We start from the raw sequence: 23,967 nt of genomic DNA, 5'->3' as shown, positions 1-23,967 counted from the left end.
GCTGTAACGCGCCCTGATGCGGGGAGTCCCTCCTCCTCCCCGCATCTTTTTTAACCAGCGAAGAATGACCATGAACACAGCCGCCGCAGCCGCAACCGTCAGCAGCCAGCCCTACCTGTCGGTCAACAATATCGAAGTGATCTACGACCACGTGATCCTCGTGCTCAAGGGCGTGTCGCTGCAAGTCCCGCAAGGGAAGATCGTGGCCCTGCTGGGCGCCAACGGCGCCGGCAAGTCGACCACGCTGAAAACCATTTCGACCTTGCTGCGCGGCGAGCGCGGCGACGTCACCAAGGGCGAAGTCCAGTTCAAGGGCGAACGGGTGGACCAGCTCACGCCCAATGAACTGGTCAAGCGGGGCCTGTCGCAAGTGATGGAAGGACGCCACTGCTTCGGCCACCTGACCATCGAGGACAACCTGCTCACGGGCGCCTACACGCGCACCCTGTCGCGCCCGCAGCTCAAGGAAGCGCTGGACAAGGTCTACCACTACTTCCCGCGCCTGAAGGAACGGCGTGCCAGCCAGGCCGGCTACACCTCCGGCGGCGAACAGCAGATGTGCGCGATCGGCCGCGCGCTGATGGCCAAGCCGTCCATGATCCTGCTGGACGAACCGTCGATGGGCATCGCACCGCAGATCGTCGAGGAGATCTTCGGCATCGTCAAGGACTTGAACCAGAAGGAGAACGTGTCCTTCCTGCTGGCCGAGCAGAACACCAGCGTGGCACTGCGCTACGCCGATTTCGGCTACATCCTGGAAAACGGCCGGGTGGTGATGGAAGGCGCTGCCACCGACCTGGCCAGCAACGAGGACGTCAAGGAGTTCTACCTGGGCGTGTCCGGCGCCGGGCGCAAGAGCTTCCGCGACATGAAGTTCTACCGCCGCCGCAAACGCTGGCTGGCCTGACGCCCCGCCCAAAAAACTTCACACAAGGATCCAACATGGCCGATACGCTCGATAGCCTGGAGACGCGCGACCCCGTGCAGCGCGAACGCGACCTGATGCAACGCCTGCCGCGCCTCGTGGCGCGGGCCCAGGGCACGCCCGGCTGGGCGCGCATCCTGCACGGCGTGGCGGCCGGCGACATTACCAGCCGCGCCGCGCTGGCCCAGCTGCCTGTCACGCGCAAGTCCGGCCTGAAGGAACTGCAGCGCCAGCAGATGCCGTTCGGCGGCCTGAACGCCACCCCCGTTGGCCAGCTGGCGCGCGTATTCATGTCGCCCGGCCCCATTTTCGATCCCGAAGGCCGGGGCCAGGACTGGTGGCGCTTCGCGCGCCCCATGTACGCGGCCGGCGTGCGGCCGGGAGGGCTGATACAGAACTGCTTCTCCTACCACTTCACGCCGGCCGCCTTCATGGTCGAAGGCGGCGCGGCCCGCATCGGCTGCGCCGTGATCCCGGCCGGCGCCGGGCAGACGGAAATGCAGGTGCAGGCCATGGCCGAACTGCGGCCCGACACCTACATCGGCACCCCGTCGTTCCTGAGGATCATCATCGAAAAAGCGCAGGAGATGGGCGCCGACATTTCCAGCGTGCGCCAGGCCATGATGGGCGCCGAAGCGCTGCCCGAATCGCTGCGCGCCTGGTTCGCCCAGAACGGCGTGCCGCACGTGTTCCAGACCTACGCCTCGGCCGACATCGGCAGCATCGCGTACGAGACGGCCAGCGCCGGCGTGCTCGATCCCGGCATGGTGCTCGACGAGGACGTGATCCTGGAGATCGTCCGCCCCGGCACCGGCGAGCCGGTGGCGCCGGGCGAGATCGGCGAAGTGCTGGTCACCGTGTTCAGCCACGACTACCCGCTGATCCGCTTCGCCATGGGCGACCTGTCGGCCGAGCTGACGCATGCGCCGGCGGCCGGCGCCCGCACCAACACCCGCATCCGCGGCTGGCTGGGGCGGGCCGACCAGGCCACCAAGGTGCGCGCCATGTTCGTGCACCCGTCGCAGGTGCATGAGATCGCGCGCCGCCATCCGCAGATCGTCAAGGCGCGGTTGGTGGTGTCGGGCCACATGGCGCAGGACGTGATGACGCTGCACTGCGAAGTGGACGATCCGCAGGGCGCCAGCGCCAGCCTGGGCGCGGCCGTCATTGATTCGATACGCGATCTCACCAAGCTGCGCGGCGAAGTGTGTTTCGCCGCGCGCGGCAGCCTGCCCGACGACGGCAAGGTGATCGACGACGTGCGCGATTACCGCTAGCGAGAGGGGCTGTGGCGCAAAACCAACTACCCCGACACAGCGCGATATGGCGGATAATAGCGGGATTGTTCACCCGTTTTACGAAAAACTAGAAGATCATGCAAGACTTCCACCACAACCGCGCCCGCGCCCTGCTGGAAACGGCAGAAGAGCTGTTCAACAAAGAGACCGTCGATGCCGCCGTCACGCGCATGGCCGACACCCTCAACGCCCGCTTCAACGCGCCCGACAGCCAGGAATTCCCGCTGGTGCTGGGCGTGATGGGCGGCGCCGTCGTCTTCACGGGCAACCTGCTGCCGCAGCTGACCTTCCCGCTCGAATTCGACTACATCCACGTCAGCCGCTACGGTGACGAGGACCAGGGCGGCCAGGTGGTGTGGAAAGTCGTGCCGCGCTCGAACGTGACGGGCCGCACCGTCATCGTGCTGGACGACATCCTGGACGAAGGCGAAACGCTGGCCCACGTCAAACAGCGCCTGCTCGACATGGGCGCCGCTGAAGTGATCCTGGCCGTGTTCTGCGACAAGGCCATCGGCAAGGCCAAGCCCTGCAAGGCCGACATCGTCGGCATCACCATCCCCAACCGCTTCGTCGTTGGTTTCGGCATGGACGCCTACGGCTACTGGCGCAACCTGCCCGGTCTGTGGGCCATCAAGACCGACAGCGAAGCGTAACAGCCGGCAAAATCGGGGACGTAACACGGTTTTTCTGACAAGAAAAACCGTGTTACGTCCCCGATTTTTCTTTAGAGCAGCAGCGAGGCGGCGATGGACCACATCACCACGGCGATCACGCCATCGAGCACCTGCCACGCCCGTGGCAGCGCGAATACGGGCGCCAGGTAGCGCGCCCCCCATCCCAGTCCACTGAACCAGGCCAGCGAAGCGGCCATCGCGCCGGCCGCGAAATACAGCCGTCCATTGCCGGCCTGCTGGCCGCCGATGGAACCGAGCAGGATCACCGTATCCAGATACACGTGGGGATTGAGCAGGCTGAATGCCAGCATGGCCGCCACCACGGCGCCATGACTGGACACGGTGGCCCCATCGCCGGCCACCAGCGCGGCCGGCCGCAGCGCGGAACGGGCCGCGCGCCAGCCATACGCCAGCAAAAACGCGGCGCCGCCTATCTTCAGCCACCACAGCAAGGCCGGCGCGCCCGTGATCAGCTGTCCCATCCCGGCCACGCCGGCCGCGATCAGCACCATGTCGCACACCACGCAGATGGCCACGCAAGTGAGCACGAATTCGCGCTTGATCGCCTGCCGCAGCAGGTATGCGTTCTGCGATCCGATCGCCACAATCAGGCTGCCGCCCAAGCCCACCCCCTTCAAGAATGCCGTCGCCGCCATGTTTTCTCCTCAAACAGGCGGCCAGCTTACGGCGCGGACGCAGATAAGTATAATTAATATTATTGGACAAACATTAGAGAAACTAATGAGCGCAGTGGATTACCGGGGCCTGGCCGCCCTCGACGCCGTGATCGAGCATGGCAGTTTCGACAAGGCCGCCGTGGCCCTGTCGATCACGCAATCGGCCGTGTCGCAGCGCATCCGGCTGCTGGAAAACGACGCGGGCGAACTGCTGGTGGTGCGCACCCAGCCGCCGCAAGCAACGGAGGCTGGCCAGCGCCTGATCGCCCACTACCGCCAGGTGCGGCTGCTGGAAGCGGCCCTGAAGCAGCGCCCCGGCCAGGCCGACGAGCGGCCCGACATCGCCATCGCCGTCAACGCCGACAGCGCCGCCACCTGGCTGCAGGAAGCCGTGGCGCCGCTGCTGCTGTCGGACGCCTGCCTGCTGCGCATCCGCCTCGACGACCAGGACCACACCTTGAGCCAGTTGCGCGAAGGCCGCGTGTTCGCCTGCGTGACCAGCGAAGCGACGCGCGTGGCCGGCACCACGGCCACGCCGCTGGGCGCAATGCGCTACCTGTGCGTGGCCGCGCCCGCGTTCGCGCAGCGCTGGTTCGCCGATGGCTTCACGCTGGACGCGGTACAGCAAGCGCCAGCGCTGGTGTTCGACCGCAAGGACGCGCTGCTGGACCAGTTCCTGGGCCGCCAGTTCGGCCAGCCAGTGCGCTATCCGCACCATGCGTTATCGAGTTCGGAGGGGTTCGTGCGTTTCCTGGAAGCGGGCTACGCCTACGGCATGCTGCCAGTGCTGCAATGCGAGGCGGCCCTGCGCGCGGGCACGCTGATGGAACTGGCGCCCGGCGCCAGCCTGAACGTGCCGCTGATCTGGCACGCGTGGGACATCCAGACCCCGCTCACGCGCCGCCTGACCGAACAGGTGGTGGCGACGGCGCGCAAGTGGCTGGAACAGGAGCAATGACCGTGGCGCAGCGAAAACAAGGCCACGGGCTTGTTGGAACGGCCTCTTACTGCTTGCGGACCAGGACCTTCTTGACCCAGCCCTCGCCCTTGCTGGCCTGGACCTTGAAGTAGCCATCCTTCTCCTCGCCCAGGTACAGCACCTCGTCCGTCTTGTTGAGCGCAACCAGTTCCGCCGCCCCGTCGCGCGGCTGCCTGAGCACGCGCACATTGGCGATCTTGGGCATCATCACATCGCCTTCGGCGGCCGCGCCGGCCTGCACGCTGTTGGCCGCGTTCTGCTGCGATGCCTTGCCGGCCTTGGCCTGGATCAGCGATGGATTGTCGCGCACCGCGCGCACCACCTTGTTCCAGTTGTCGAGGAAGGAGGCGACGATGATCTTGCCCTCGTTGGTGTTGGTGTAGCCGCCACCGCCGCCAGCCATGGCGCCGCCGAACAGCGCGCCGCCGAGCGCGAAGTCGGTCTTCTCGGCCTTGCCTTGAGTCGCCGCCACCTGGATGCCGGAACGGGCGTCCACCAGCAGCATGCTGGTTTCCGCTTCCTTGAATTTGAGGCTGCCGGCCAGCGCGCCCAGCACGTGGCCCACGCCGCCGAACATGCCCAGCATGCCCGCGCCCACGCCGCCCGCGTTGTTTTCCGAGAAGGTGATATTGGGCGTGAGCAGGAAATCGGCCGTGACCATCTGGCCTTTGCCCATGTTGCTACCCTGCTGCATCATGCCGCTTTCGGCCAGCTGGCGTTCCTGCATCAGGTTCTGCATGGCCACGCCGCGCTCGATCACCTGGAAGCAGTTCGACTGCTGGATCATCATGCGGATCATGGCCGTGGGCGAGGCCAGGCCAAAGCCGCGCAGGCGCGCGATCAGGTCGTCCTGCGGTTCATGGACGGCGATGGTGCCCTTGGGCGCGTCGCATTTCTCCACCTGCGGCCCATTGCTGCTGGTGGCCGGCGCGCCGCTATCCTGCGCAAAGCCTGCCAAGGGAAGCGCCATCGCGCACACCAACACACCGATCTGTCCCGCTTTCATCCAGCCCCTCCAGGTTGTTTAATTAGGAACTGATTTTACTATGATTTCTACCGGGCAAGAATTGCATGTTGCGCAATTTTCCAATATTGTCTGTTTCATTTAACCGACACCAGACCAAAACCGATGCGCATCCTTCTCCCATTGCTGCTGTCCACCGTGCTGGCGACAGCCGGCGTCCACGCCGCGCCGCCCACCGCCCCGGCCGACGCCCGCCCCGCCCTGCTGCAAGCCTTGGACGGCGACTGGATCATGACGGGCGACGTGATGGGCAAGCCCGTGCGCTACACCATGGCCGCCACGCCCACGCTGAACGCCACGTTCACGGAAATGCACATGAAGGATGTGCAGGTGCCGGCCAGGTACGAGGCGCGCGTGTTCATCGGCTACGACCAGGGCAGCCAGGCCGTCATCGCGCACTGGATGGACAGCTTTGGCGCCAAGGGTTCCATCCCCCATGCGACGGGCAAGATCACGGACCACACCATCGAATTCACTTTCCCCTACGCCAGCGCGCCGTTTCGCGATACGCTGAACTACCATGCCGATACGGCATCGTGGACGTTCGAGATCGAAGCGGCCAAGCCGGACGGCACGTGGCAGCACTTCGCGCGCTACGATATCCGTCGCCCGCAATAAGAGCAGGTGAAGGGAGTTGACCATGGTGTCGCCTGATTTCCTGAGCTATCTGGCCGACGTGCTGGCGCCGCTGGGGAGCGTGCGCAGCAAGCGCATGTTCGGCGGCGTGGGGATCTACATCGATGAGCTGTTCTGCGCCATCATCGACGACGACTGCCTGTACTTCAAGGCCGACGCCGACAACGAAGCCCAGTTCCTGGCGGCCCGCTGCGCGCCGTTCACCTACCAGAAGCAGGGCGAAGTGTGCGCGCTGCGCTACTACCGCGTGCCCGACGCGGCGATGGACGACGCCAGCGACATGCTGCGCTGGGCCAGGCTGGGCATGGCGGCCGCCCTGCGCAAGCAGGCGCAGCCCCAGGCGAAAAAGAAGAAATCTGCAACGACGGGGACCACGCGCCGGCCCGCCCGCGCGGACAGCTAAGCCAGGCCAGCCCTGTCGACCTCCTCAGAGTGCGCCTCGCCGACCCGCCCGGCACTGATTACAGCTTAAGCCGCGCGCGCGCCGCGTCGTATTCGCGCTTCAGACGGGCCACCATTTCGGCCGTGGTGGGCACGTCATCCATCAGCCCCACGCCCTGGCCAGCGCCCCAGATGTCGCGCCACGCCTTGGCGCTGCCGGAACCGAAGCTCATGGCGCTCTTGTCGGACTGCGGCAATGCATCCGGGTCCAGCCCGGCGGCGACGATGGACTTCTTCAGGTAGTTACCGTGCACGCCAGTGAACAAATTGGTATAAACGATATCCGCCGCGGACGACTCCACGATCGCATCGCGGTAACTGTCGGCCACGTTGGACTCCTTGGTGGCCAGCCAGCGTGACCCGATGTAGGCGAAATCGGCGCCCATGGCCTGCGCCGCCAGGATCGCGTCGCCGGTGGCGATGGAGCCCGACAGCGCGATCGGCCCCGAGAAGAACTTGCGCACCTCGCCCACCAGCGCGAACGGCGACAGCGTGCCCGCATGGCCGCCGGCACCGCTGGCCACCAGGATCAAGCCATCCACGCCGGCCTCCAACGCCTTCTGCGCATGGCGGATCGAGATCACGTCATGCAGCACGATGCCGCCGTAGCTGTGGATGGCGTCGAGCATCTCCTTGGGCGGCGCGCGCAGCGACGAGATGATGATGGGGATCTGGTGTTTGACGCACACTTCCACGTCATGCGCGAGCCGGTCGTTCGAGTGGTGCACGATCTGGTTGACGGCGATCGGCCCCACGCGCTGGTCCGGATGGGCGCGCTGGAACTGGGCCAGCTCGGCCTGCAAATCCGTCAGCCAGGTGTCGAGCAGCTCGGCCGGGCGCGCGTTCAGGGCCGGGAACGAGCCGACGATGCCGGCCTTGCACTGGGCCGCCACCAGCGCCGGGCCGCTGGCGATGAACATGGGAGAGGCGATCACGGGAAGGGTGAGGTTCTGCAGCACTGCTGGCAAGGCCATATCGAACTCGCTGACGGAAGTGGATGGAAACGGCGGTCGGACGATTATAGACCGCAAACCGAACGGTCGTGCCGGTAGTGGAGCAGGCGCACGCATACGCCCGCCAGGCCGTTGTTGATGTCGTCGTCGATTCAGTCGTTGAGTAAGTATTCACTCTCAACGTGCGCCGCGCCGCCCTTGACCAGCTGGCCAACGGCCCATTGCGCCAGTTGGTCCGGCGTCTGGCGCAGGTAGCGCGTGTTGGCGGTCGCGAACACGGGCATGGACAGCAGCATCTGCGGCACCTCGGCCAGGGCGATGCGCTGGCGTTCCAGCAGCAGGAACTTGAGCAGCACCTTGATGGCATTTTGCGCGTTGCGCACCGGATCAGCCTCCAGGTAATCGACGCGCGAGCGGGCGCGCACCAGCGCGCCTTGCACGTCCGTGAACGGCGCGCCATGGCCGGGGATCACCAGGCGCACGTCCAGGCTTTCGATCAAGTCCAGCGTGGCGCGCTCCTCGGCGAAGCCGGACTCACCGTCCAGCTCCGGGAAGATGACGCCGAAACCGTTCTCCCACAGCGCGTCGGCCGAGGCCAGCACGCGGTGCTCGGGACAGTAGAAAATCAGCGAATGGGGGTCGTGGCCGGGCGCGCCCAGCGCACGCCATTCCATGTCGGCCAGCGTCAGCACATCGCCGCAGGAGACGGTGCTGTCGAAGCTGAAGCGCTCGCATTGCTGGCCCGTGGCCTTGAAGCTGAGCGCCTCCACGTCCCAGTGCCGCACCTTGTCCGCCTCGGCCGCCGGGATCGCCGTGTCGCAGCCATAGTGGGCTTGCAGGATGGCGTTGCCGCCGCAGTGATCCGAATGCAGGTGGGTGTTGATCAGCCGGTCCAGGTGGCGCCCGTGCAGCGCGTGGCGCACCAGCGCCAGCGTTTGCGGCGCGTGGGTCAGGTAGCCGCTGTCGATCAGCGCCGTGTCGTGGCGGCCCAGCAGCAGGATGTTGTTGGACGAGAGCCAGCCGCGCTCGAACACCTGGATCGAATCGGGTAATCCATGCATGCCTGCCACCTCTCCCTTTTTAAAAGTCGACCAGCGCTTCGCGGCGCCGGATTTCCGCCCACACGGCGCGCTTGTATGTGTCATCCGCCTTGGACCAGGCGATGATTTCCTCGATGGTGCGCATGCAGCCGAGGCAATAGCCCGTCTCGGGACTCATCTTGCACAGGCTGACGCACGGCGACGGCACCGGCGTGGCCAGTTCGGGCAAGACGGGTTCGGCGGATGGCGATACTGGATTCATATTGCGGTTTCGGTAACGAAGAATGCGTCCATTATGCCGCGCCCCCGGCGGGGCCGCTCGGTCAATTGCCGCCTCACGATAACGCAATGCGCGAAATCGCGCTTGACCTGAGACGTCATGGGTCTATACTACCATCCATGTAGATGGTGGATGGATGGCTACCAGATGCCACCAGCCCACCCCATGTGCCGGACGGAGACTTATGGCCAAGCAAGAACTGAAGCTCAAGACGAGCGAATCGGAAAAAATCACCATCAATCTGGGACCGATAGACCTGGGACAAATCGATTTGCTGGTGCAGGAAGGGTTTTACTCCAACCGCACCGATTTGATACGCACGGCGATCCGCAACCAACTGAACGCCCACGCGGACGTGGTCAAGCAGACGGTGGCGCGCAAGAGCCTGGTGCTGGGCATGCAGCACTACTCGCGCGCCGACCTGGAAGCCATCCAGGCCGCCGGCCAGCGCCTGCAGATCCAGGTGCTGGGCCTGGCCAGCATCGCCAGCGACGTCTCGGTGGAGCTGGCGCTGGCCACCATCGAATCGATATTCGTGCTCGGCGCGCTGCACGCGAGCACCGTAGTCAAGACCGCCCTGGCCGGGCGAATTCACTAACGCGCCTGTCCACCGGCAGTTCGGTCACGGCGCAGCTTCGTTGAAGGACGATGGCTCATGAAATTCGATTCCACGCTGCTGGCGCAGATGCGCGCCGCCACCCAGAAACTGATCAGCAAGGGACCGGCCGCCGCCACGGCAGCCATCCAGCAGGCGCTCGGCGGCCTGCGCGGCACACCGCGCGCCACCACGCCGCCTATGCGCGACATTAACACCCCGCCTGCCAGGTCGGCGGAGGCTTCCGCCGTCCACCGTCACGGCGCAAACGGGGAGGTGGAGGACACCGTCTGCGTCGATACGCCTGCGGACCACGACACGCCCCGCGCGACGCGCCCGCCGACCGCCCCGGCCACCCCGAAAACGACGCATGCCGCGGAGGCCACGGACATGCGGCCCGCCGGCGCCAAGCCGACGCCAGCGGCGCCGCACGAGGAATCGCCCCGCCCCGCCGGCGTCGCGCCTGATCCAGCCACCCACCCGATCGAATATGCGCAAGACCTGCTCAATCGCATGGGCATCGCCGTCGACATCCAGGCCGGCGTGAACGGCACCCTGCCGTCCGGGCTGAAGCACTTCGAGCTGCCCAAGTTCGACGTCGCCAACCTCAACCTGCCGCCGCTGGACCTGTCCGGCCTCGACCTGCCCGGCTACGACGCGCCGCGCGCGGAACCGGCGCCACTGCCGCCGGGCGCGCAATTCATCACGGGCAGCTACGCCAACCAGGCGGGCGAGCGCCGCTACAAGCTGTACATACCGTCCAGCTACCACGGCCAGCCCATGCCGCTGCTGGTGATGCTGCACGGCTGCACCCAGAACCCGGACGACTTCGCGGCCGGCACCCGCATGAATGAAGTGGCCGAGGAGCGCCAGTGCCTGGTGGCCTATCCCGAACAGACCAAGCAGGCCAACAACGCCAAGTGCTGGAACTGGTTCAACGCCATCGACCAGCAACGGGGCCAGGGCGAACCGTCGCTCATCGCCGGCATCGCCGAACAGGTCAGGCGCGACTACCGCGTGCTGGACAAGCAAGTGTACGTGGCCGGCCTGTCGGCCGGCGGCGCCATGGCCGTCATCGTCGGCACGCTCTACCCGGACGTGTTCGCGGCCGTGGGCGTGCATTCCGGCCTGCCGTATGCGTCGGCGCAGGATTTGCCGTCCGCGCTGAGCGCCATGAAGCGCGGCGCCGGTGCGCACAAGGCGCCCGGCGGCAGCCTGCCCATCATCGTCTTCCACGGCGACCGTGACACCACCGTCCACCCGCGCAATGGCGACGCCGTGACGGCCCAGCGCCTGAACGGCCACGCGGCCGGCAGCACGCCGTCGGTGCAATCGGGCAGCGTGCCCAACGGCCACCGCTACACCCAGACCACGCACCACGGCCACGATGGCAAGCCCGTGGTCGAGCACTGGGTGGTGCACGGCGCAGGCCACGCCTGGTCCGGCGGCAGCGCGCAGGGCAGCTACACGGACGGCAAGGGACCGGATGCGAGCCGGGAGATGATGCGGTTTTTCAGCACCGTCGGTTAAGAGTTCGGCGATGAAACCGCAGGCAGCCTGTTATGATCGGCACTCTCGGAACCGCCATCATTTTGCCCTGCCGGACTAAGCTGCCGATATGAATACCTCCGCCGCGACGACCTCAGATCACTGGATCGCCACGCCAAAAGGGCGTCTGTTCGCCCGCTGCTGGCAGCCGTCGGCGCCAACGGACGACTGCGCGCCGATCGTGCTGCTGCACGACTCGCTGGGCAGCATCCAGCTGTGGCGTTCTTTTCCCGCCGCGCTGGCGGCAGGCACTGGCAGGCAGGTGATCGCTTACGACAGGCTCGGTTTCGGCCAGTCCGATCCGCGTACGGACGATATCGGCACCGGGTTCATCGAGGAGGAAGCGGCGGTATATTTCCCGCTGGTGCTGCGCCATTTCGGCCTGGAGCACTTCGTCGCCATGGGCCACAGCGTGGGCGGCGGCATGGCCGTGCATTGCGCGGCGCGCCATGCGGACGCTTGCCGGGCCTTGATCACCGTGGCGGCGCAGGCGTTCGTGGAAGACCGCACGCGGGCCGGCATCATCGAAGCCAAGGCATCGTTCCAGCAGGAGCCATCGTTCGCGCGGCTGCGCCAGTACCACGGCGACAAGGCCCGCTGGGTGCTCGATGCGTGGACGGAGACATGGCTGTCTCCCGCATTCGCGCCATGGTCACTGGACGAGGTGCTGCCTTTGGTGCGGTGCCCGGCACTCGTCGTCCATGGCGGCGACGATGAATACGGCTCCACCCGGCAGCCCGAGCGCATCGCCAGCCTGCTCGGCGGACCGGCGAAACTGGCGATCCTGCCCGGTGTACGGCATGTGCCGCACCGGGAAAAGGAAAGCACGGTGGTGGACCGCATCGCCACCTTCCTGGCGACCGCCCTGCCACCTCGGCACACGTCAGATTAAACGCTGCGATCCTCGGGCGCCAGCCGCTCGAAGTGCCACTTCATCCCCAGCACGCTGAGCGCCAGCAGCAAGGTGATGGTATTGGCGATGATGATGGGCCAGGCCGTAATCGCCACGCCGTAGCACAGCCACAGGAACACGCCGAAGCTGAAGATGGAATACATGCCGGTGGAGATGCCCGCTGCGGCACGTTCGCGCCACACCAGCCAGACCTGCGGAATGAAGGAACAGGTGGTGCAGCTGGCCGCCGCAAAACCCAGCATGTCTACGTCAATTTGCATCCGCCACTTTCGTAAATAATTCCAGCGTTTCGCGCTTGCGTGCCATGTCCTGGTCGGAGTCGGCATACCGTTTCGCAATCGCGATGAATTCATCCTGCAGGGCCAGGAAGGCGTCCACCATGTCCGGGTCAAAGTGCTGGCCGCGCCCGGCCGTGATGATGGCCACGGCCTGCTCGTGCGACATGCCTTCCTTGTACACGCGCCGGCTGATCAGGGCGTCGTACACGTCGGCCACCGCCATCAGCCGCGCGGAAATGGGAATGGCGTCGCCAGCCAGCCCTTGCGGATAGCCGCTGCCGTCCCACTTCTCCTGGTGGCCGTAGGCGATCTCCTTGGCGTACTTGAGGAAGTCGACCTCGACGCCCAGCTCGCGCTCGGCCGTCATGATGGCGTCGCGCCCCAGCGTGGTGTGGGTCTTCATGATCTCCATCTCGTACGGCTCGAAGCGGCCCGGCTTGAGCAGGATGCGGTCCGGGATGCCAACCTTGCCGATGTCGTGCAGCGGCGCGGACTTGAACAGCAGTTCGATCGTTTCGTCGGTCAGGAAGGCGGCGAAGCGCGGATTGGTGCGCAGCTTCTCGGCCAGGGTCTTGACGTAGTGCGCCGTGCGGCGGATATGGTTGCCCGTCTCGCTGTCGCGCGTTTCGGCCAGCGAGGCCATGGTGTGAATGGTCACGTCCTGCAGCGCCACGATCTCGCGCGTGCGCAATTCCACTTCCGTCACGAGGAACTGGTTCTGATCGCGCAGGAAGTCGTGCACCCGCTTCATGGACAACTGGGTCTTGATCCGCGCCAGCACGATGGGCGCCGACACGGGCTTGGTGATGTAGTCCACCGCGCCCAGGCTCAGGCCCAGCTGCTCGTCGGCCACCTCGCTCATGGCGGTGACGAAGATGACGGGAATATCGCGCGTGGCCGGATCGGCCTTGAGCGCCTTGCATACGTCGTAGCCGCTCATCCCCGGCATCATGATATCGAGCAGGATCAGGTCCGGCTTGGATTCACCCCGGGCGATCTTGAGCGCGCGCTCGCCGTTGACGGCGATCTTGGTGCGGTAATCATGTTCCAGCACGGCGCACAGCAGGTCGATGTTGTCCGGAGTGTCGTCCACCACCAGGATGGTCGGCTTGGCTTGCAATGGGGTCATCATCTTCCTCGGCTAATACCGTATTTTATAGCGATATTTGCAAGGCTGTCGCCACGCCGCGCAATTCGTCCAGCGCCCCCTCGAAGTCATATTGCGCCAGCATGCGGCGCAGCTGGCGCGATGGCTCGCCCTGCCCGGCCGCCGTCAGCATCGGGCACACCCGATCGAGCAGCTTGACGGCCGCCGCGTCGTCCTGCGCCAGCAGGCGTGCCATCTCTCGCACTTCGCCAGCCAGCGCGGCTGGATCGACCGGCGCCGGAGCCGCAAGCGCTGCCTGCGCCGTCGCCGGCGAGGCAGCCCCCGCGCCGCGCAGCGCCATCGATACCCGCGCCACCATCTCGCCCAGTTCCTGCCCCATGGCGGCGATGGCGTCGTCGCGCCCTTCCGCCACGCCCTGGGCCAGCATCTGTTCCACCCTGGCCGCCGCATCGGCCAGCGCCACGGCGCCGATATTGCCCGCCAGTCCCTTGACCGTGTGCGCCGCGCGCGTGGCGGTCGCCAGGTCGTTGTTGTCCATCGCGTCGGCGATACGCTGCATGGCGTCGATCTGCGTTTCGACGAAGCGGCCCAGCAGCTTGCGCATCAGGGCCGCGTTGCCGCCCATACGCTGCAACGCCGCTTCCATTTTCAGGCCGGCGATGGCAGGCAGCGGCTGCGATTCCGGCACCGTCTCTTGCGTGGCCGCTTCCGCCGCCGGCTGGCGCGGCTTGATCCAGCGCGCCAGCGTCGTAAACAGCTGCCCCACGTCGATCGGCTTGGCGATGAAATCGTTCATGCCGGCCGCCAGGCACCTCTCCTTGTCGCCCATCATGGCGTTGGCCGTCATGGCGATCACGGGCAGGTCAGCGAAACGCACGTCCTCGCGCAGCTTGCGGGTGGCCTCGTAACCGTCCATCACTGGCATCTGGCAGTCCATCAGCACGCCGTCATAGCCGTTGACGGCGATTTTGGCCAGCGCCATGGCGCCATTGCTGGCGATATCGACGCGCACCCCGGCATCGCTCAGGATCTGCTGCGCCACTTCCTGGTTCACCTCATTGTCCTCGACCAGCAGCAGGTATGCACCACGTACGGCTTGCCCGGCCTGGCGGTAACTGTCGTCGCGGCGCGCCTTGCGGCAGCGGCGCAGGTCCTGGCCAAACACGGTGGAGATCGAATCGAGCAGGGTCGAGGCGCTCACCGGCTTGCTCAACGTGGCTTCCACGGCCAGCCCGTGCAGCTCGTCGAGCAGCGCGTCGCGGCTGTAGGCGCTCACCATCACCATGGCCGGCGGCGCCACGCCCGCCGCCTCGGCTTCGGCGCGGATCGCCTTAACGGCAGCGATGCCGTTCATGCCCGGCATCTGCCAGTCCATCAGCACCACGCGGAACGGGCGGCCCTGCTCGCGCGCCTGCGCCACCGCCTGCACCGCGTGCGCGCCGCTGTCGGCCGCTGCTGCGTCGAACTTCATCGAGCCCAGCATGCCGAGGAAGATTTCGCGCGCGCTGGCGTTGTCGTCCACCACCAGCACCCGCAGGCCGCTGATGTCGGGCAGCGGCTGCGGCTCGTCCTGCTGGCCCACGCCAAAGCGGGCCGTGAAGTGGAAATTGCTGCCCACGCCAGGCTGGCTGTCCAATCCGATCTGGCCATCCATCATCTCCACCAGCCGCTTGCTGATGGTCAGGCCCAGGCCCGTGCCGCCGTGGTGGCGCGTGGTGGACGTATCGGCCTGGGTGAAGGCCTGGAACAAGCGCGCCTGCTGTTCGGGCGACAAGCCAGGTCCCGTGTCGCGCACGTCCACCCGCAGCGTGACCTGCTCGGCGCTGCGCTCCAGTACGCGGATGGTGACGACGATCTCACCGCGCTCGGTGAACTTGATGGCGTTGTTGGTCAGGTTGATCAGCACCTGGCCGAAGCGCAGCGGATCGCCCACCAGCGCGTGCGGCACGTCCGGCGCCACGTCGAACAGCAGCTCCAGGCCTTTTTCCTGCGCCCGCATCATGGACAGGTCGGCGATGTTGCCCATCACGTCTTCCAGGAAGAAGTCGACCCGTTCGAACGACAACTTGCCGGCCTCGATCTTGGAGAAGTCGAGTATGTCGTTGATGATGCCCAGCAGGTTGCGGGCGGCCGATTCCACCTTTTCCAGGTAGTTGCGCTGCTTGGGCGTGAGGTCCGTCTGCAAGGCCAAATGGGTCATGCCGATGATGCCGTTCATCGGCGTGCGGATCTCGTGCGACATATTGGCCAGGAAGTCGGACTTCATCTTGGTCGCGTCCTCGGCCGCCGTCACCGCGCGCCGCAGTTCCTGTTCGGCCGCCAGGCTGGCCGTCATGTTCTTGAGCGCCTGCAGCAATTCGCCCGTCTCGTCGCGCGAGGTCACTTCGATCACGGAGCTGAGATCGCCCTGGCCGACGCGGGTGGCGATGGCGATGGCCGCGTCCAACGGACGCGTGATGGAGCGGGCCGAGATGGCGAAACCCCCACCCACGGCCAGCGCCGCCACGCCCATCAGCGACATGATCAGCAGCGAACGGTTGATATCGGCCCGCGCGCGGTCGGCGCTGGCCATCACCTGGCGCTGCTGGATGCCGTCCAGCGTCTTGATCTGTTCCAGCAGCTGATTCAGGGCCGGCAGCGCCATCGAATTCATCTTCGCCTCGGCGGCCTCATGCCGCCTTGCCTCCACCAGGTCGGCCACGGCGATGAAAGAATCGTAGTAGTGCGCACGGGCCAGCTTGACCCGCTCGATCTGCAGCCGCGCCTCCGGCGTGGCGTCCAGCACGGCCAGCTTGGCCAGCTGCTCGTCGATGTCGCGCTTGATCTGGTCTATGCGGGCGTAGCTCGCCACCCGCCGCGCCCGGTCCCGCTGGATGATCAGGCTGACCACGTGGGTGGCCGCCTCGCGCGACTGGCTATCGATGGCGTTGATGGCGGAGGCGGCAGCCCAGTCGTGGCTAAGGATATGGTCGGCCTCGGCGCGTATGGCGTAGATGCGGCTCACGCCCACCAGGATCACCCCGATCATCAGGCCAATCAGGATCGCGTAACCGATGCTGACCCGCGCCCGGATACGGATGTCGCTGAAACGCATGCTGCTTTCCTTCGCTGCGGTGGATTATTCTGGTTTGGCGGGAGTGGTGGTGGCGGCGATGTGGCGCCGCAGGCAATCGGGGCACCAGCACGAGGGGTCCGCGGCCGGCGGCAACACCTCTGTCGACGGCACCGGCATCACCAGCGGCAGGCTGGCGCACCAGCAGGGTTCACTGCCATCGCCGTCGGCCATGGCGCAGGTGAAGGTGGCGCCGCAGCGCGCGCAGACGCTCATGGGCGGCCATCCTTGTCGGTAGGGTTGGCGGGACCGGGCGGCGCGTCAACGTCGAGCGGGAAGCCGCGCATGGCCTTGCGCAGCAGCGCCATCTGGCCATTGAAGCGGGTGCAGGCGTCGCACACCATCAGGTGCAACCGCATGCGGGTGCGTTCGACCAGCGACAAGTCGCGGTCCATCCCTTCGGACACCAGCCGGTGCACTTCACGGCAGGTGGGTTTGAGGCCGGTTTTGTGTGAGTCCGTCATCGCTGGCAGTCCATGGCACGGTCAGGTGGTCTGGCGGTTGCCAAACCAGTTCAAATCCAGGCATTCACGCAGGCGCAGGCGGGCCCGATACAGGAGTACCCATGCATTAGACGTGGTGATCGCCAGTTCCTTACAGATTTCGTCCGTCTCCAGCTCCAGCCACTCGCGCATCATGAAAATGCGGGCCGTCTTGGCGGGCAGCTTTTCGAGGCACACCTCCAGCACCTTGAAGAAGTCCTTCTGCTCGAGCGTGCGGTCCGGGTCGCCCCAGGCCAGCGGCTGCTCCCGCGTATGGCCGTCGGCCAGGAACAGGGCGTCGATGGCGTCATCCTCGGACTGGTCCTCGCAGCTGTCGATCTGGCGCTCGCGCGTGCTGGCGCGCAGGTTGTCGATGATCTTGAACTTGAGGATGCCCGTCACATAGGTGCGCAGCGAGGACTGGCCGGCGAAACGCTCGGGTTTTTCCAGCACGGCGATCAGCGCGTCCTGCACGGCGTCTTCGGCCAGCGCCTGGTTGCGCAGCTGCAGATGGGCGAAACGCACCAGCAAGGGCCGCATCGCTTCCAGTTCGCGGTGGAGAGTGGGGTTGGGGGTCATAAGGGGCCAGCCTAGCGGATGATCTCGGAAAATACAACACGTTGGCCCTATAATGCGTACTTGAGCACAGCTGCAGGCTGTAAAATCGCAAAAATCTTAATTCCGGACCCGCCATGACCCACCTGACCAACCTGAACCTAGGCATGAATGACGACCTGACTGCGGTGGCGCCGCAGATCAAGGCCCAGATTCTGGCCGAGGCGCTGCCGTACATCCGCAATTTCCACGGCAAGACCATCGTCATCAAATACGGCGGCAACGCAATGACGGACGAACGCCTGAAGCACGGCTTCGCGCGCGACGTCATCCTGCTCAAGCTGGTGGGCATGAATCCGGTGGTGGTGCACGGCGGCGGTCCCCAGATCGACAACGCCCTGAAAAAGATCGGCAAGCAGGGTACGTTCGTGCAGGGCATGCGCATCACCGACGAGGAAACCATGGAAGTGGTGGAGTGGGTGCTGGGCGGCGAGGTGCAGCAGGACATCGTGATGTTGATTAATCACTACGGCGGCCAGGCCGTGGGCCTGACCGGCAAGGACGGCGGCTTGATCCGCGCCCGCAAGATGGCCATGCCGGACAAGGACAATCCGGGCCAGTTCCTCGACATCGGCTTCGTCGGCGAGATCGACGCCATCAACCCGGCCGTGGTCAAGGCGCTGCAGGACGACGCCTTCATTCCCATCATTTCGCCGATCGGCTTCGGCCAGGATGGCCAGGCTTACAACATCAACGCGGACGTGGTGGCCGGCAAGATCGCCGAGATCCTGAAGGCCGAAAAGCTGATCATGATGACCAACATCGCCGGCGTACAGGACAAGCAGGGCAACCTGGTGACCGACCTGTCGGCCCGCGAGATCGACGAGATGTTCGCCGACGGCACCATCTCGGGCGGCATGCTGCCCAAAATCTCGTCGGCACTGGACGCAGCCAAGTCCGGCGTGAACACGGTGCACATCATCGACGGCCGCATCGAACACTCTTTATTGCTGGAAGTCTTGACCGAACAGGCTTTTGGCACTATGATCCGTTCGCACTGAAAAAACGGCGACGCCTTGCGCACCGTTCTGGCAGCGCGTCGCCACATCAAAATGCCCTTGTAGCTCAGTGGTAGAGCACTCCCTTGGTAAGGGAGAGGCCACGTGTTCAATCCACGTCAAGGGCACCATCCGCAGTACATCCAGTAGCACACTTCCCCAGCAGTCAGTAAATCCGCTCCACCGCCAGGCCGCGCTTGCGCAGCAGTTCCGGCACGCTGTTCGTTCCCACCAGATGCAACACCCCGATCGCCGCCAGGCTGTCCGTCTCGCGCGCCAGCAGCGCCGCGATGCCGTCGGCCAGGGCCGGATTGCGCCCGTCCAGCAGCATGCGCTGCACGAAGCGGCCGGAAAAGGTGTCGTCCTCGGCCGCCTTGCGCGCCAGCGTGTCGAGCGCCGCAGCATCGGCCGCGCGCCAGGCCTCGGCGATTTCGCGCGCCTGGCTGGCCTGCTGGTGGTCCTCGATGGCGTCGATGCCCTCTTGCAGGAAGCGCGACTGCTCCTCGGCCGTCATGCGGTCGAACAGCGCCATCTGGCTCTCTGGCGATTCCAGTTCCAGTACCGGCAGCTTGCGCTGGTGTGCCTGGCGCGCCAGCCACGCGTCCACTGCCAGCGCCGTGTCGTAGCCCTGGGCCGAGAATTCGCTCACCGTCAGCACGCTGGCCAGCAGCCAGGGCTTCATGCTGGCCACCGTGTCGGCATCGAGCGCGTACTGGCGCAGCAGGCGCTCCAGGCGCGGCCGGTACGGTGCGGGCAAGGCCGCCTGCGCAGTGCCCGCGCCGCGCGCATACATGCCGTACTGCTGCACGGCCTGCGCCATGCGGCCCGGGTCGGCCAGCGGATCGATCTCCAGCGCCAGCACGGAAGCGCGTTCCAGCGCGCCCAGCACCCGGCCCTCCAGCGGATAAAAATCGGGCGCGCCGACATGGATGGTGCCGAACAAATACAGCGTGTGGCCATCCTGCACCACCTTGAACAAGGCGCCGCGGTTCGCCGCGCCCGGTGCGCTGGCCTGCTGGCTGGCCTGCTGCTGCGCGCCCTCCTGCGCCCACAGCGCCGGGGGGACGAACCAGAACAAACTGCAGAACAACACTATAATCTGGCGTCGCATGCTTTCCTTTGCCGCTATTGATCGAGACGTCCGTGAATATTAACCGCAACCCGCCCGTGTGGCTGTTCGATCTGGACAATACGCTGCACAACGCCTCGCACGCCATCTTCCCGGCCATCATGGCCAACATGAACGACTACATCGCCCGCGTGCTGGGTGACGGCACCACCCCGGCCAGCCAGGAGGCCGTCAACGCGGCCCGCACCCTGTACTGGCGGCGCTACGGCGCCACCATGCTGGGACTGGTCAAGCACCACGGCGTGCGGGCCGAGCACTTCCTGGCCGAGACCCACCGCATGCCGGAGCTGGCGGCCATGATCCGGGCCGAACGGGGCCTGCGCCACCTGCTGCGCCGCCTGCCCGGCCGCAAGATCCTGCTGACCAACGCGCCGCACGGCTATTCGACCCAGGTGCTGCGCCACCTGGGCCTGCACCGCCAGTTCGACCACCACGTGGCGGTGGAAGCGATGCGCGTGCACGGCCAGTTGCGGCCCAAGCCGTCCAAGCTGCTGCTGCGCCAGCTGATGCGGCGCCACGGCCTCACGCCCAGCCGCTGCGTGCTGGTGGAGGACACGCTGGCCAACCTGCGCAGCGCCCGCGCGCTGGGCATGCGCACGGCGTGGATCACCCAATACCTGCGCGTGGGCGACGCGGTGGGCCTGGCCCATCCGACGAAAACGCTAAACCGCCCCGGCTACGTCGATGTCAAAGTAAAATCTGTCAGGCATTTGCCCGCGCGCCTGCACCGGCTGCGCTGACGCAGGTACGCGCCGTATTGACGTTTTGTTCATCCTTCCTATCGAGATCACATGGCAAGCACACCGCCGGGCCAGCGCCGGATGCAAATTCTCCAGGCCCTGGCCGAGATGCTGGAACAACCCAAGGGCGACAAGATCACCACCGCCGCGCTGGCGCGCAAGCTGGAATTTTCCGAAGCGGCCCTGTACCGCCACTTCGCCAGCAAGGCCCAGATGTTCGAGGGACTGATCGAATTCATCGAAACGTCCGTGTTCAGCCTGATCAACCAGATCACCGAGCGCCAGGACGACGGCCTGGCGCAGGCGCGCGACATGGTGGGCATGCTGCTGCAATTTGCCGCCAACAATCCCGGCATGACGCGCGTGCTGATCGGGGACGCCCTGGTCAACGAGGATGAACGCCTGCAGCAGCGCATGAACCAGTTCTACGACCGCGTGGAACTGGCCCTGAAACAGGCGCTGCGCGTGGCCGCCGCCGAAGGCCAGGCACCGGAAGCTGAAGTGACGGCCCGCGCCGGCATGCTGGCCAGCTTCGTGCTGGGCCGCTGGCACCGCTACGCCAAGAGCGGCTTCAAACAGAATCCGGCACAGGACGCGGCGCTGCAAATCGCCCTGCTGCTGGCGTAACACGAATTAATGAAATGACCCCTGAAGTATTCGCCCTGCTGGACGACGCCAGCCCCGATGGCACCGCCCAGCCCCGCTCGCGCCTGTACACCGGCCACAGCGCCACCCTGCGCTGCCACGACATCGCGCAATGGCCCGCGCTGCTGGAACAGATGCAGCAAGCGCTGGCGCGCGGCCAGCATGCCGTCGCCCTGTGCACCTACGAACTGGGCGAACACCTGCAGGGCCTGGCCGTACCCAACGATCCGCACACGCCGCTGGCGCAAGTGCTGCTGTTCGACCAATGCCAGCTGCTGTCGGCGCCCGAAGTGGGCGAATGGCTGGCGGCCCGCTCCTTCCCCATCGACCGCCCGGCCGGCATCGCCGCCGTGCGCGCCAACGTGGACCAAGCAGCCTTCACGGCCGCGCTAGACCGCATCCACGCCTACATCGAGGCGGGCGACACCTACCAGGTCAACTACACGTTCCGGCTGCGCTTTGACGCCTTCGGCAGCCTGCCCGCCCTGTACGCGCGGCTGCGCGCGCGCCAGCCCGTGCCCTACGGCGCGCTGGTGGCGCTCGACGACGGCACGGCCGTGCTGTCGCTGTCGCCCGAGCTGTTCGTGCGCCACGCAGGCGGCCTGCTGACGGCGCGCCCCATGAAAGGCACGGCCCCCGCCGCACCGGCCGCCGAGCAGGAAGAAAACGCGCGCCGCGCCGCCGCACTGGCGGCCGATCCCAAGAACCGGGCCGAAAACCTGATGATTGTCGACCTGCTGCGCAACGACATCGGCCGCGTGGCCCAAACGGGCACGGTGGACGTGCCGGCCCTGTTCGAAGTGCGCCGCTACAGCGGCGTGCTGCAAATGACCTCCACCGTGCAGGCCCGCCTGCGCGAAGACGCCACGCTGGCCGGCATTTTCGATGCGCTCTACCCCTGCGGCTCGATCACGGGCGCGCCCAAGCGCCGCACCATGGAGATCATCCGCGAACTGGAACCGGACCGGCGCGGCCTGTACACGGGCGCCATCGGCTGGTTCGAGCCAACGCAAGGGCAGGCAGTGGGCGACTTCTGCCTGTCCGTGCCGATCCGCACGCTGGCCCTGCAAGCGGAAGTGGATGGCGTGCGGCGCGGCGAAATGGGCGTGGGCGCCGGCATCGTCTACGACAGCGACGCCAGCGCGGAATACGCCGAATGCGCGCTCAAGGCCCGTTTCCTGACGGGACTGGACAACGACTTCGAGCTGTTCGAAACCCTGTACGCCACCCGCGAAGACGGCATGCGCCACCGCGACCGCCACCTGGCGCGGCTGGCCGCATCGGCCGCCTACTTCGGCTATCCATGGGACGCGGCCGCCGCCTATGCTTACCTGGACATGGCCCGTGCCGCCCTGCCCGCGGGCCAGCCGTGCCGGGTGCGGCTGGCGCTGGCGCCATCGGGCGCGTTCGCCATCCAGCACGCGCCGCTGGCACCGCTGGCCGAGCCGGTGCGGGTGCTGCTGGCGCCAGACACCACCAGCGCCAGCGACCTGTTCCTGCGTCACAAGAGCAGCGTGCGCACCCGCTACGACGCGGCCTGGCGCGAAGCGGAAGCGCAGGGCGCGTTCGACACCCTGTTCTTCAACGAACGGGGCGAACTGACAGAAGGTGGACGCAGCTGCGTGTTCGTCAAACTCGATGGCCGATGGTACACACCGCCCCTGACCAGCGGCGTACTGCCCGGCGTGATGCGCGGCGTGATGCTGGAAGACCCGGCCTGGCAGGCGCAGGAACGCGTGATCACCCGCGCCATGTTCGAGCAGGCGCAGGAGATCGTGCTGTGCAACGCGCTGCGCGGCGCGATTCGCGCCGTGCGCTAAGAAACAGGGTAAGTCAGGGTCAGTCGGCGTAGCCGGGGTTGGCGCGGTCCAGCCGCCGCAACAGGCCTGGCCACGCCAGCTGGCCGGGACGTACGCCACGCGTGGCCACCTTCATCTGCTCGCGCACGCCGTCCAGCACTGCCTGCGGAATGTGCACCAGCGGCCCGCCGCCAGCCTGAGCGCGCAACTGAATCATGCAGGCGCTTTCAAAGAAGTACATGGCCACGAACGCGTCGGCCGGCGTCGCGCCCACGGTCAGCAGGCCGTGGTTACGCAGCATCAGGTAGGTGTGCTTGCCCAGGTCGCGCACCAGCCGTGGCTTCTCGTCCGGGTTGAGGGCGATCCCTTCGTAATCGTGATAGCCGAGCGAGGACAGCACGCCCATCGACACCTGCGAAATGGGCAGCAGCCCGTCGCGCTGGGCCGACACGGCCACCCCATTCACGGAATGCGTGTGCATCACGCAGTGCGCGTTGTCGCGCGCCGCGTGCACGGCGCTGTGGATGACGAAGCCGGCCGGGTTGATGTCATACGGCGAGTCGCTCACCTTGTTGCCCTCGCCGTCGATCTTGACCAGCGAGGATGCCGTGATCTCGTCGAACATCATGCCGTAGGGGTTGATCAGGAAATGGTGCTCCGGCCCCGGCACGCGGGCCGAGATGTGGGTGAACACCAGGTCGTCCCAGCCGAACAAGGCCGTGAGGCGGTAAGCGGCAGCCAGGTCAACCCGGATTTGCCATTCTTCCGCTGATACCGTGACCCGCAAGCTGCTGCCGGCAGTGCTCATGTCGTCCTCCGCAAGGTGATGTGGTCGCTGAGCCGCCAGCATACCCGCATCGCCCCGCGTTGGACAGCCTTACAAGTCCACCAGCATCTGGAAGCCGCCGAAGAACATGCGCTTGCCGTCGAACGGGCAGTTCTTGGGGTCCATGTATTCCTTCATGCGCGGGTCGTTCATGACCTTGTCGTTGCCGGCGTCGCGGCGCGCGCGCGATTCGTAGACGATCCACGAAAACACCACCACCTCGCCCTCCTCCAGCAGCATGCAATCGTGCGC

General features: G+C 66.2%; 26 protein-coding genes, 1 tRNA gene and 1 pseudogene. 14 read left to right on the top strand and 14 right to left on the bottom strand.

Annotated features, from left to right (window positions below; translation table 11 throughout):
• The first annotated feature begins 64 nt into the window (after positions 1-64).
• The 3 genes from H3H36_RS05880 to H3H36_RS05870 all read left to right on the top strand — a co-directional run bounded on the left by H3H36_RS05880 (position 65) and on the right by H3H36_RS05870 (position 2,876).
• Entirely contained in the window at positions 65-907 is an 843-nt protein-coding gene (locus H3H36_RS05880; protein ID WP_182215132.1) for an ABC transporter ATP-binding protein, read from the top strand.
• Positions 908-942: 35 nt separating this feature from the next.
• The gene (locus H3H36_RS05875) at positions 943-2,202 is read left to right on the top strand and encodes a phenylacetate--CoA ligase family protein (protein WP_182215130.1); all 1,260 of its coding nucleotides are present in this window, start codon (positions 943-945) and stop codon (positions 2,200-2,202) included.
• A gap of 98 nt (positions 2,203-2,300) precedes the next feature.
• Positions 2,301-2,876 carry a hypoxanthine-guanine phosphoribosyltransferase gene (locus tag H3H36_RS05870; protein ID WP_182215128.1) on the top strand — a complete coding sequence of 192 codons (576 nt, stop codon included), beginning with the start codon at positions 2,301-2,303 and terminating at the stop codon, positions 2,874-2,876.
• Positions 2,877-2,947: 71 nt separating this feature from the next.
• On the opposite strand, the gene H3H36_RS05865 is transcribed toward H3H36_RS05870, so the two are convergent.
• Positions 2,948-3,553, bottom strand: coding sequence for a LysE/ArgO family amino acid transporter (locus tag H3H36_RS05865; RefSeq protein WP_182215125.1), 606 nt, complete (start codon positions 3,551-3,553; stop codon positions 2,948-2,950).
• Positions 3,554-3,638: 85 nt separating this feature from the next.
• Here H3H36_RS05865 and H3H36_RS05860 point away from each other — a divergent pair, with 85 nt between their 5' ends.
• Complete coding sequence (locus H3H36_RS05860; RefSeq protein ID WP_182215123.1) at positions 3,639-4,532, top strand: LysR family transcriptional regulator ArgP; 894 nt, start codon at positions 3,639-3,641, stop codon at positions 4,530-4,532.
• Positions 4,533-4,578: 46 nt separating this feature from the next.
• Here H3H36_RS05860 and H3H36_RS05855 read toward each other — a convergent pair whose 3' ends face one another.
• A complete protein-coding gene (locus H3H36_RS05855) occupies positions 4,579-5,559 on the bottom strand; it encodes a CsgG/HfaB family protein (RefSeq protein ID WP_182215121.1) in 981 nt (326 codons plus the stop codon).
• A gap of 123 nt (positions 5,560-5,682) precedes the next feature.
• Here H3H36_RS05855 and H3H36_RS05850 point away from each other — a divergent pair, with 123 nt between their 5' ends.
• On the top strand, positions 5,683-6,195 hold the full coding sequence (locus H3H36_RS05850; protein ID WP_182215119.1) for a DUF1579 family protein: 513 nt from the start codon (positions 5,683-5,685) through the stop codon (positions 6,193-6,195).
• 22 nt (positions 6,196-6,217) lie between these two features.
• Positions 6,218-6,616, top strand: coding sequence for a TfoX/Sxy family protein (locus tag H3H36_RS05845; RefSeq protein WP_182215117.1), 399 nt, complete (start codon positions 6,218-6,220; stop codon positions 6,614-6,616).
• A 58-nt stretch (positions 6,617-6,674) separates the two neighbouring features.
• On the opposite strand, the gene H3H36_RS05840 is transcribed toward H3H36_RS05845, so the two are convergent.
• The 3 genes from H3H36_RS05840 to H3H36_RS05830 form a co-directional block, all read right to left on the bottom strand.
• Positions 6,675-7,628: an NAD(P)H-dependent flavin oxidoreductase gene (locus tag H3H36_RS05840; RefSeq protein ID WP_182215115.1), complete on the bottom strand. Its 954-nt coding sequence runs from the start codon at positions 7,626-7,628 to the stop codon at positions 6,675-6,677.
• Between the two features lie 131 nt (positions 7,629-7,759).
• Entirely contained in the window at positions 7,760-8,668 is a 909-nt protein-coding gene (locus tag H3H36_RS05835; RefSeq protein WP_182215113.1) for an MBL fold metallo-hydrolase, read from the bottom strand.
• 19 nt (positions 8,669-8,687) lie between these two features.
• Positions 8,688-8,909 carry a DUF1289 domain-containing protein gene (locus tag H3H36_RS05830; protein ID WP_182215110.1) on the bottom strand — a complete coding sequence of 74 codons (222 nt, stop codon included), beginning with the start codon at positions 8,907-8,909 and terminating at the stop codon, positions 8,688-8,690.
• Between the two features lie 202 nt (positions 8,910-9,111).
• On the opposite strand from H3H36_RS05830, the gene H3H36_RS05825 reads away from it, so the two are divergent.
• From H3H36_RS05825 to H3H36_RS05815, 3 genes are all read left to right on the top strand, one after another.
• Positions 9,112-9,525, top strand: coding sequence for a ribbon-helix-helix domain-containing protein (locus H3H36_RS05825; RefSeq protein ID WP_182215108.1), 414 nt, complete (start codon positions 9,112-9,114; stop codon positions 9,523-9,525).
• Positions 9,526-9,582: 57 nt separating this feature from the next.
• Positions 9,583-11,052 (top strand): extracellular catalytic domain type 1 short-chain-length polyhydroxyalkanoate depolymerase, encoded by a 1,470-nt coding sequence (locus tag H3H36_RS05820; protein WP_311196585.1) that lies wholly within the window; start codon positions 9,583-9,585, stop codon positions 11,050-11,052.
• Positions 11,053-11,140: 88 nt separating this feature from the next.
• Positions 11,141-11,962, top strand: coding sequence for an alpha/beta fold hydrolase (locus H3H36_RS05815; protein WP_182215106.1), 822 nt, complete (start codon positions 11,141-11,143; stop codon positions 11,960-11,962).
• On the opposite strand, the gene H3H36_RS05810 is transcribed toward H3H36_RS05815, so the two are convergent.
• Genes H3H36_RS05810 through H3H36_RS05785 form a run of 6 tightly spaced genes read right to left on the bottom strand, consistent with a single transcriptional unit; the run spans position 11,959 to position 17,542 of the window.
• The gene (locus tag H3H36_RS05810) at positions 11,959-12,243 is read right to left on the bottom strand and encodes an SWEET family sugar transporter (protein WP_182160812.1); all 285 of its coding nucleotides are present in this window, start codon (positions 12,241-12,243) and stop codon (positions 11,959-11,961) included. The two genes, H3H36_RS05815 and H3H36_RS05810, sit on opposite strands and share 4 nt — an antisense overlap.
• Positions 12,233-13,393: a response regulator gene (locus H3H36_RS05805; RefSeq protein ID WP_229219760.1), complete on the bottom strand. Its 1,161-nt coding sequence runs from the start codon at positions 13,391-13,393 to the stop codon at positions 12,233-12,235. Before H3H36_RS05805 ends, H3H36_RS05810 begins: the two co-directional genes overlap by 11 nt.
• A gap of 22 nt (positions 13,394-13,415) precedes the next feature.
• Positions 13,416-16,463, bottom strand: a complete 3,048-nt coding sequence (locus H3H36_RS05800; protein ID WP_182215104.1) for a hybrid sensor histidine kinase/response regulator — start codon at positions 16,461-16,463, stop codon at positions 13,416-13,418.
• A gap of 24 nt (positions 16,464-16,487) precedes the next feature.
• Positions 16,488-16,697 (bottom strand): cysteine-rich CWC family protein, encoded by a 210-nt coding sequence (locus tag H3H36_RS05795; RefSeq protein ID WP_182215102.1) that lies wholly within the window; start codon positions 16,695-16,697, stop codon positions 16,488-16,490.
• Positions 16,694-16,945, bottom strand: a complete 252-nt coding sequence (locus H3H36_RS05790) for a zf-HC2 domain-containing protein (protein ID WP_182215100.1) — start codon at positions 16,943-16,945, stop codon at positions 16,694-16,696. The genes H3H36_RS05795 and H3H36_RS05790 overlap by 4 nt, the downstream gene beginning before the upstream one ends.
• Before the next feature lie 21 nt (positions 16,946-16,966).
• A complete protein-coding gene (locus H3H36_RS05785; protein ID WP_182215098.1) occupies positions 16,967-17,542 on the bottom strand; it encodes a sigma-70 family RNA polymerase sigma factor in 576 nt (191 codons plus the stop codon).
• 143 nt (positions 17,543-17,685) lie between these two features.
• Here H3H36_RS05785 and argB point away from each other — a divergent pair, with 143 nt between their 5' ends.
• A complete protein-coding gene (argB, locus tag H3H36_RS05780) occupies positions 17,686-18,579 on the top strand; it encodes an acetylglutamate kinase (protein ID WP_182151946.1) in 894 nt (297 codons plus the stop codon).
• A 53-nt stretch (positions 18,580-18,632) separates the two neighbouring features.
• A tRNA-Thr gene (locus tag H3H36_RS05775) sits at positions 18,633-18,707 on the top strand.
• 35 nt (positions 18,708-18,742) lie between these two features.
• Here H3H36_RS05775 and H3H36_RS05770 read toward each other — a convergent pair.
• Positions 18,743-19,687, bottom strand: coding sequence for a TraB/GumN family protein (locus tag H3H36_RS05770; protein WP_182215096.1), 945 nt, complete (start codon positions 19,685-19,687; stop codon positions 18,743-18,745).
• Positions 19,688-19,719: 32 nt separating this feature from the next.
• Between H3H36_RS05770 and H3H36_RS05765 the strand changes: the two genes are divergently transcribed.
• The 3 genes from H3H36_RS05765 to pabB are packed head-to-tail and all read left to right on the top strand — an operon-like array spanning position 19,720 to position 22,910.
• Positions 19,720-20,445: a pyrimidine 5'-nucleotidase gene (locus H3H36_RS05765; protein WP_311196584.1), complete on the top strand. Its 726-nt coding sequence runs from the start codon at positions 19,720-19,722 to the stop codon at positions 20,443-20,445.
• Between the two features lie 51 nt (positions 20,446-20,496).
• On the top strand, positions 20,497-21,072 hold the full coding sequence (gene slmA, locus H3H36_RS05760; RefSeq protein WP_182215094.1) for a nucleoid occlusion factor SlmA: 576 nt from the start codon (positions 20,497-20,499) through the stop codon (positions 21,070-21,072).
• 14 nt (positions 21,073-21,086) lie between these two features.
• Positions 21,087-22,910: an aminodeoxychorismate synthase component I gene (gene pabB, locus H3H36_RS05755; protein WP_182215092.1), complete on the top strand. Its 1,824-nt coding sequence runs from the start codon at positions 21,087-21,089 to the stop codon at positions 22,908-22,910.
• A 19-nt stretch (positions 22,911-22,929) separates the two neighbouring features.
• Here the strand turns inward: pabB and H3H36_RS05750 are convergent, their stop codons facing one another.
• Complete coding sequence (locus tag H3H36_RS05750) at positions 22,930-23,697, bottom strand: class II aldolase/adducin family protein (protein ID WP_182215090.1); 768 nt, start codon at positions 23,695-23,697, stop codon at positions 22,930-22,932.
• A 69-nt stretch (positions 23,698-23,766) separates the two neighbouring features.
• Positions 23,767-23,949 (bottom strand): annotated as a pseudogene (locus H3H36_RS05745) (DUF1428 domain-containing protein); the annotation flags it as partial.
• Positions 23,950-23,967 lie beyond the last annotated feature (18 nt).

Source organism: Rugamonas fusca (genome assembly GCF_014042365.1).
Lineage (GTDB): Bacteria > Pseudomonadota > Gammaproteobacteria > Burkholderiales > Burkholderiaceae_D > Rugamonas > Rugamonas fusca.
The sequence above is the reverse complement of the archived record's forward strand: the minus strand, read 5'-3'. Positions and strand labels throughout refer to the sequence as shown.

Coding starts and splice junctions, on each gene's coding strand:
- H3H36_RS05880 (WP_182215132.1), top strand. CDS start 65: ATGACCATGAACACAGCCGCCGCAGCCGCAACCGTCAGCAGCCAGCCC.
- H3H36_RS05875 (WP_182215130.1), top strand. CDS start 943: ATGGCCGATACGCTCGATAGCCTGGAGACGCGCGACCCCGTGCAGCGC.
- H3H36_RS05870 (WP_182215128.1), top strand. CDS start 2,301: ATGCAAGACTTCCACCACAACCGCGCCCGCGCCCTGCTGGAAACGGCA.
- H3H36_RS05865 (WP_182215125.1), bottom strand. CDS start 3,553: ATGGCGGCGACGGCATTCTTGAAGGGGGTGGGCTTGGGCGGCAGCCTG.
- H3H36_RS05860 (WP_182215123.1), top strand. CDS start 3,639: ATGAGCGCAGTGGATTACCGGGGCCTGGCCGCCCTCGACGCCGTGATC.
- H3H36_RS05855 (WP_182215121.1), bottom strand. CDS start 5,559: ATGAAAGCGGGACAGATCGGTGTGTTGGTGTGCGCGATGGCGCTTCCC.
- H3H36_RS05850 (WP_182215119.1), top strand. CDS start 5,683: ATGCGCATCCTTCTCCCATTGCTGCTGTCCACCGTGCTGGCGACAGCC.
- H3H36_RS05845 (WP_182215117.1), top strand. CDS start 6,218: ATGGTGTCGCCTGATTTCCTGAGCTATCTGGCCGACGTGCTGGCGCCG.
- H3H36_RS05840 (WP_182215115.1), bottom strand. CDS start 7,628: ATGGCCTTGCCAGCAGTGCTGCAGAACCTCACCCTTCCCGTGATCGCC.
- H3H36_RS05835 (WP_182215113.1), bottom strand. CDS start 8,668: ATGCATGGATTACCCGATTCGATCCAGGTGTTCGAGCGCGGCTGGCTC.
- H3H36_RS05830 (WP_182215110.1), bottom strand. CDS start 8,909: ATGAATCCAGTATCGCCATCCGCCGAACCCGTCTTGCCCGAACTGGCC.
- H3H36_RS05825 (WP_182215108.1), top strand. CDS start 9,112: ATGGCCAAGCAAGAACTGAAGCTCAAGACGAGCGAATCGGAAAAAATC.
- H3H36_RS05820 (WP_311196585.1), top strand. CDS start 9,583: ATGAAATTCGATTCCACGCTGCTGGCGCAGATGCGCGCCGCCACCCAG.
- H3H36_RS05815 (WP_182215106.1), top strand. CDS start 11,141: ATGAATACCTCCGCCGCGACGACCTCAGATCACTGGATCGCCACGCCA.
- H3H36_RS05810 (WP_182160812.1), bottom strand. CDS start 12,243: ATGCAAATTGACGTAGACATGCTGGGTTTTGCGGCGGCCAGCTGCACC.
- H3H36_RS05805 (WP_229219760.1), bottom strand. CDS start 13,393: ATGATGACCCCATTGCAAGCCAAGCCGACCATCCTGGTGGTGGACGAC.
- H3H36_RS05800 (WP_182215104.1), bottom strand. CDS start 16,463: ATGCGTTTCAGCGACATCCGTATCCGGGCGCGGGTCAGCATCGGTTAC.
- H3H36_RS05795 (WP_182215102.1), bottom strand. CDS start 16,697: ATGAGCGTCTGCGCGCGCTGCGGCGCCACCTTCACCTGCGCCATGGCC.
- H3H36_RS05790 (WP_182215100.1), bottom strand. CDS start 16,945: ATGACGGACTCACACAAAACCGGCCTCAAACCCACCTGCCGTGAAGTG.
- H3H36_RS05785 (WP_182215098.1), bottom strand. CDS start 17,542: ATGACCCCCAACCCCACTCTCCACCGCGAACTGGAAGCGATGCGGCCC.
- argB (WP_182151946.1), top strand. CDS start 17,686: ATGAATGACGACCTGACTGCGGTGGCGCCGCAGATCAAGGCCCAGATT.
- H3H36_RS05770 (WP_182215096.1), bottom strand. CDS start 19,687: ATGCGACGCCAGATTATAGTGTTGTTCTGCAGTTTGTTCTGGTTCGTC.
- slmA (WP_182215094.1), top strand. CDS start 20,497: ATGGCAAGCACACCGCCGGGCCAGCGCCGGATGCAAATTCTCCAGGCC.
- pabB (WP_182215092.1), top strand. CDS start 21,087: ATGACCCCTGAAGTATTCGCCCTGCTGGACGACGCCAGCCCCGATGGC.
- H3H36_RS05750 (WP_182215090.1), bottom strand. CDS start 23,697: ATGAGCACTGCCGGCAGCAGCTTGCGGGTCACGGTATCAGCGGAAGAA.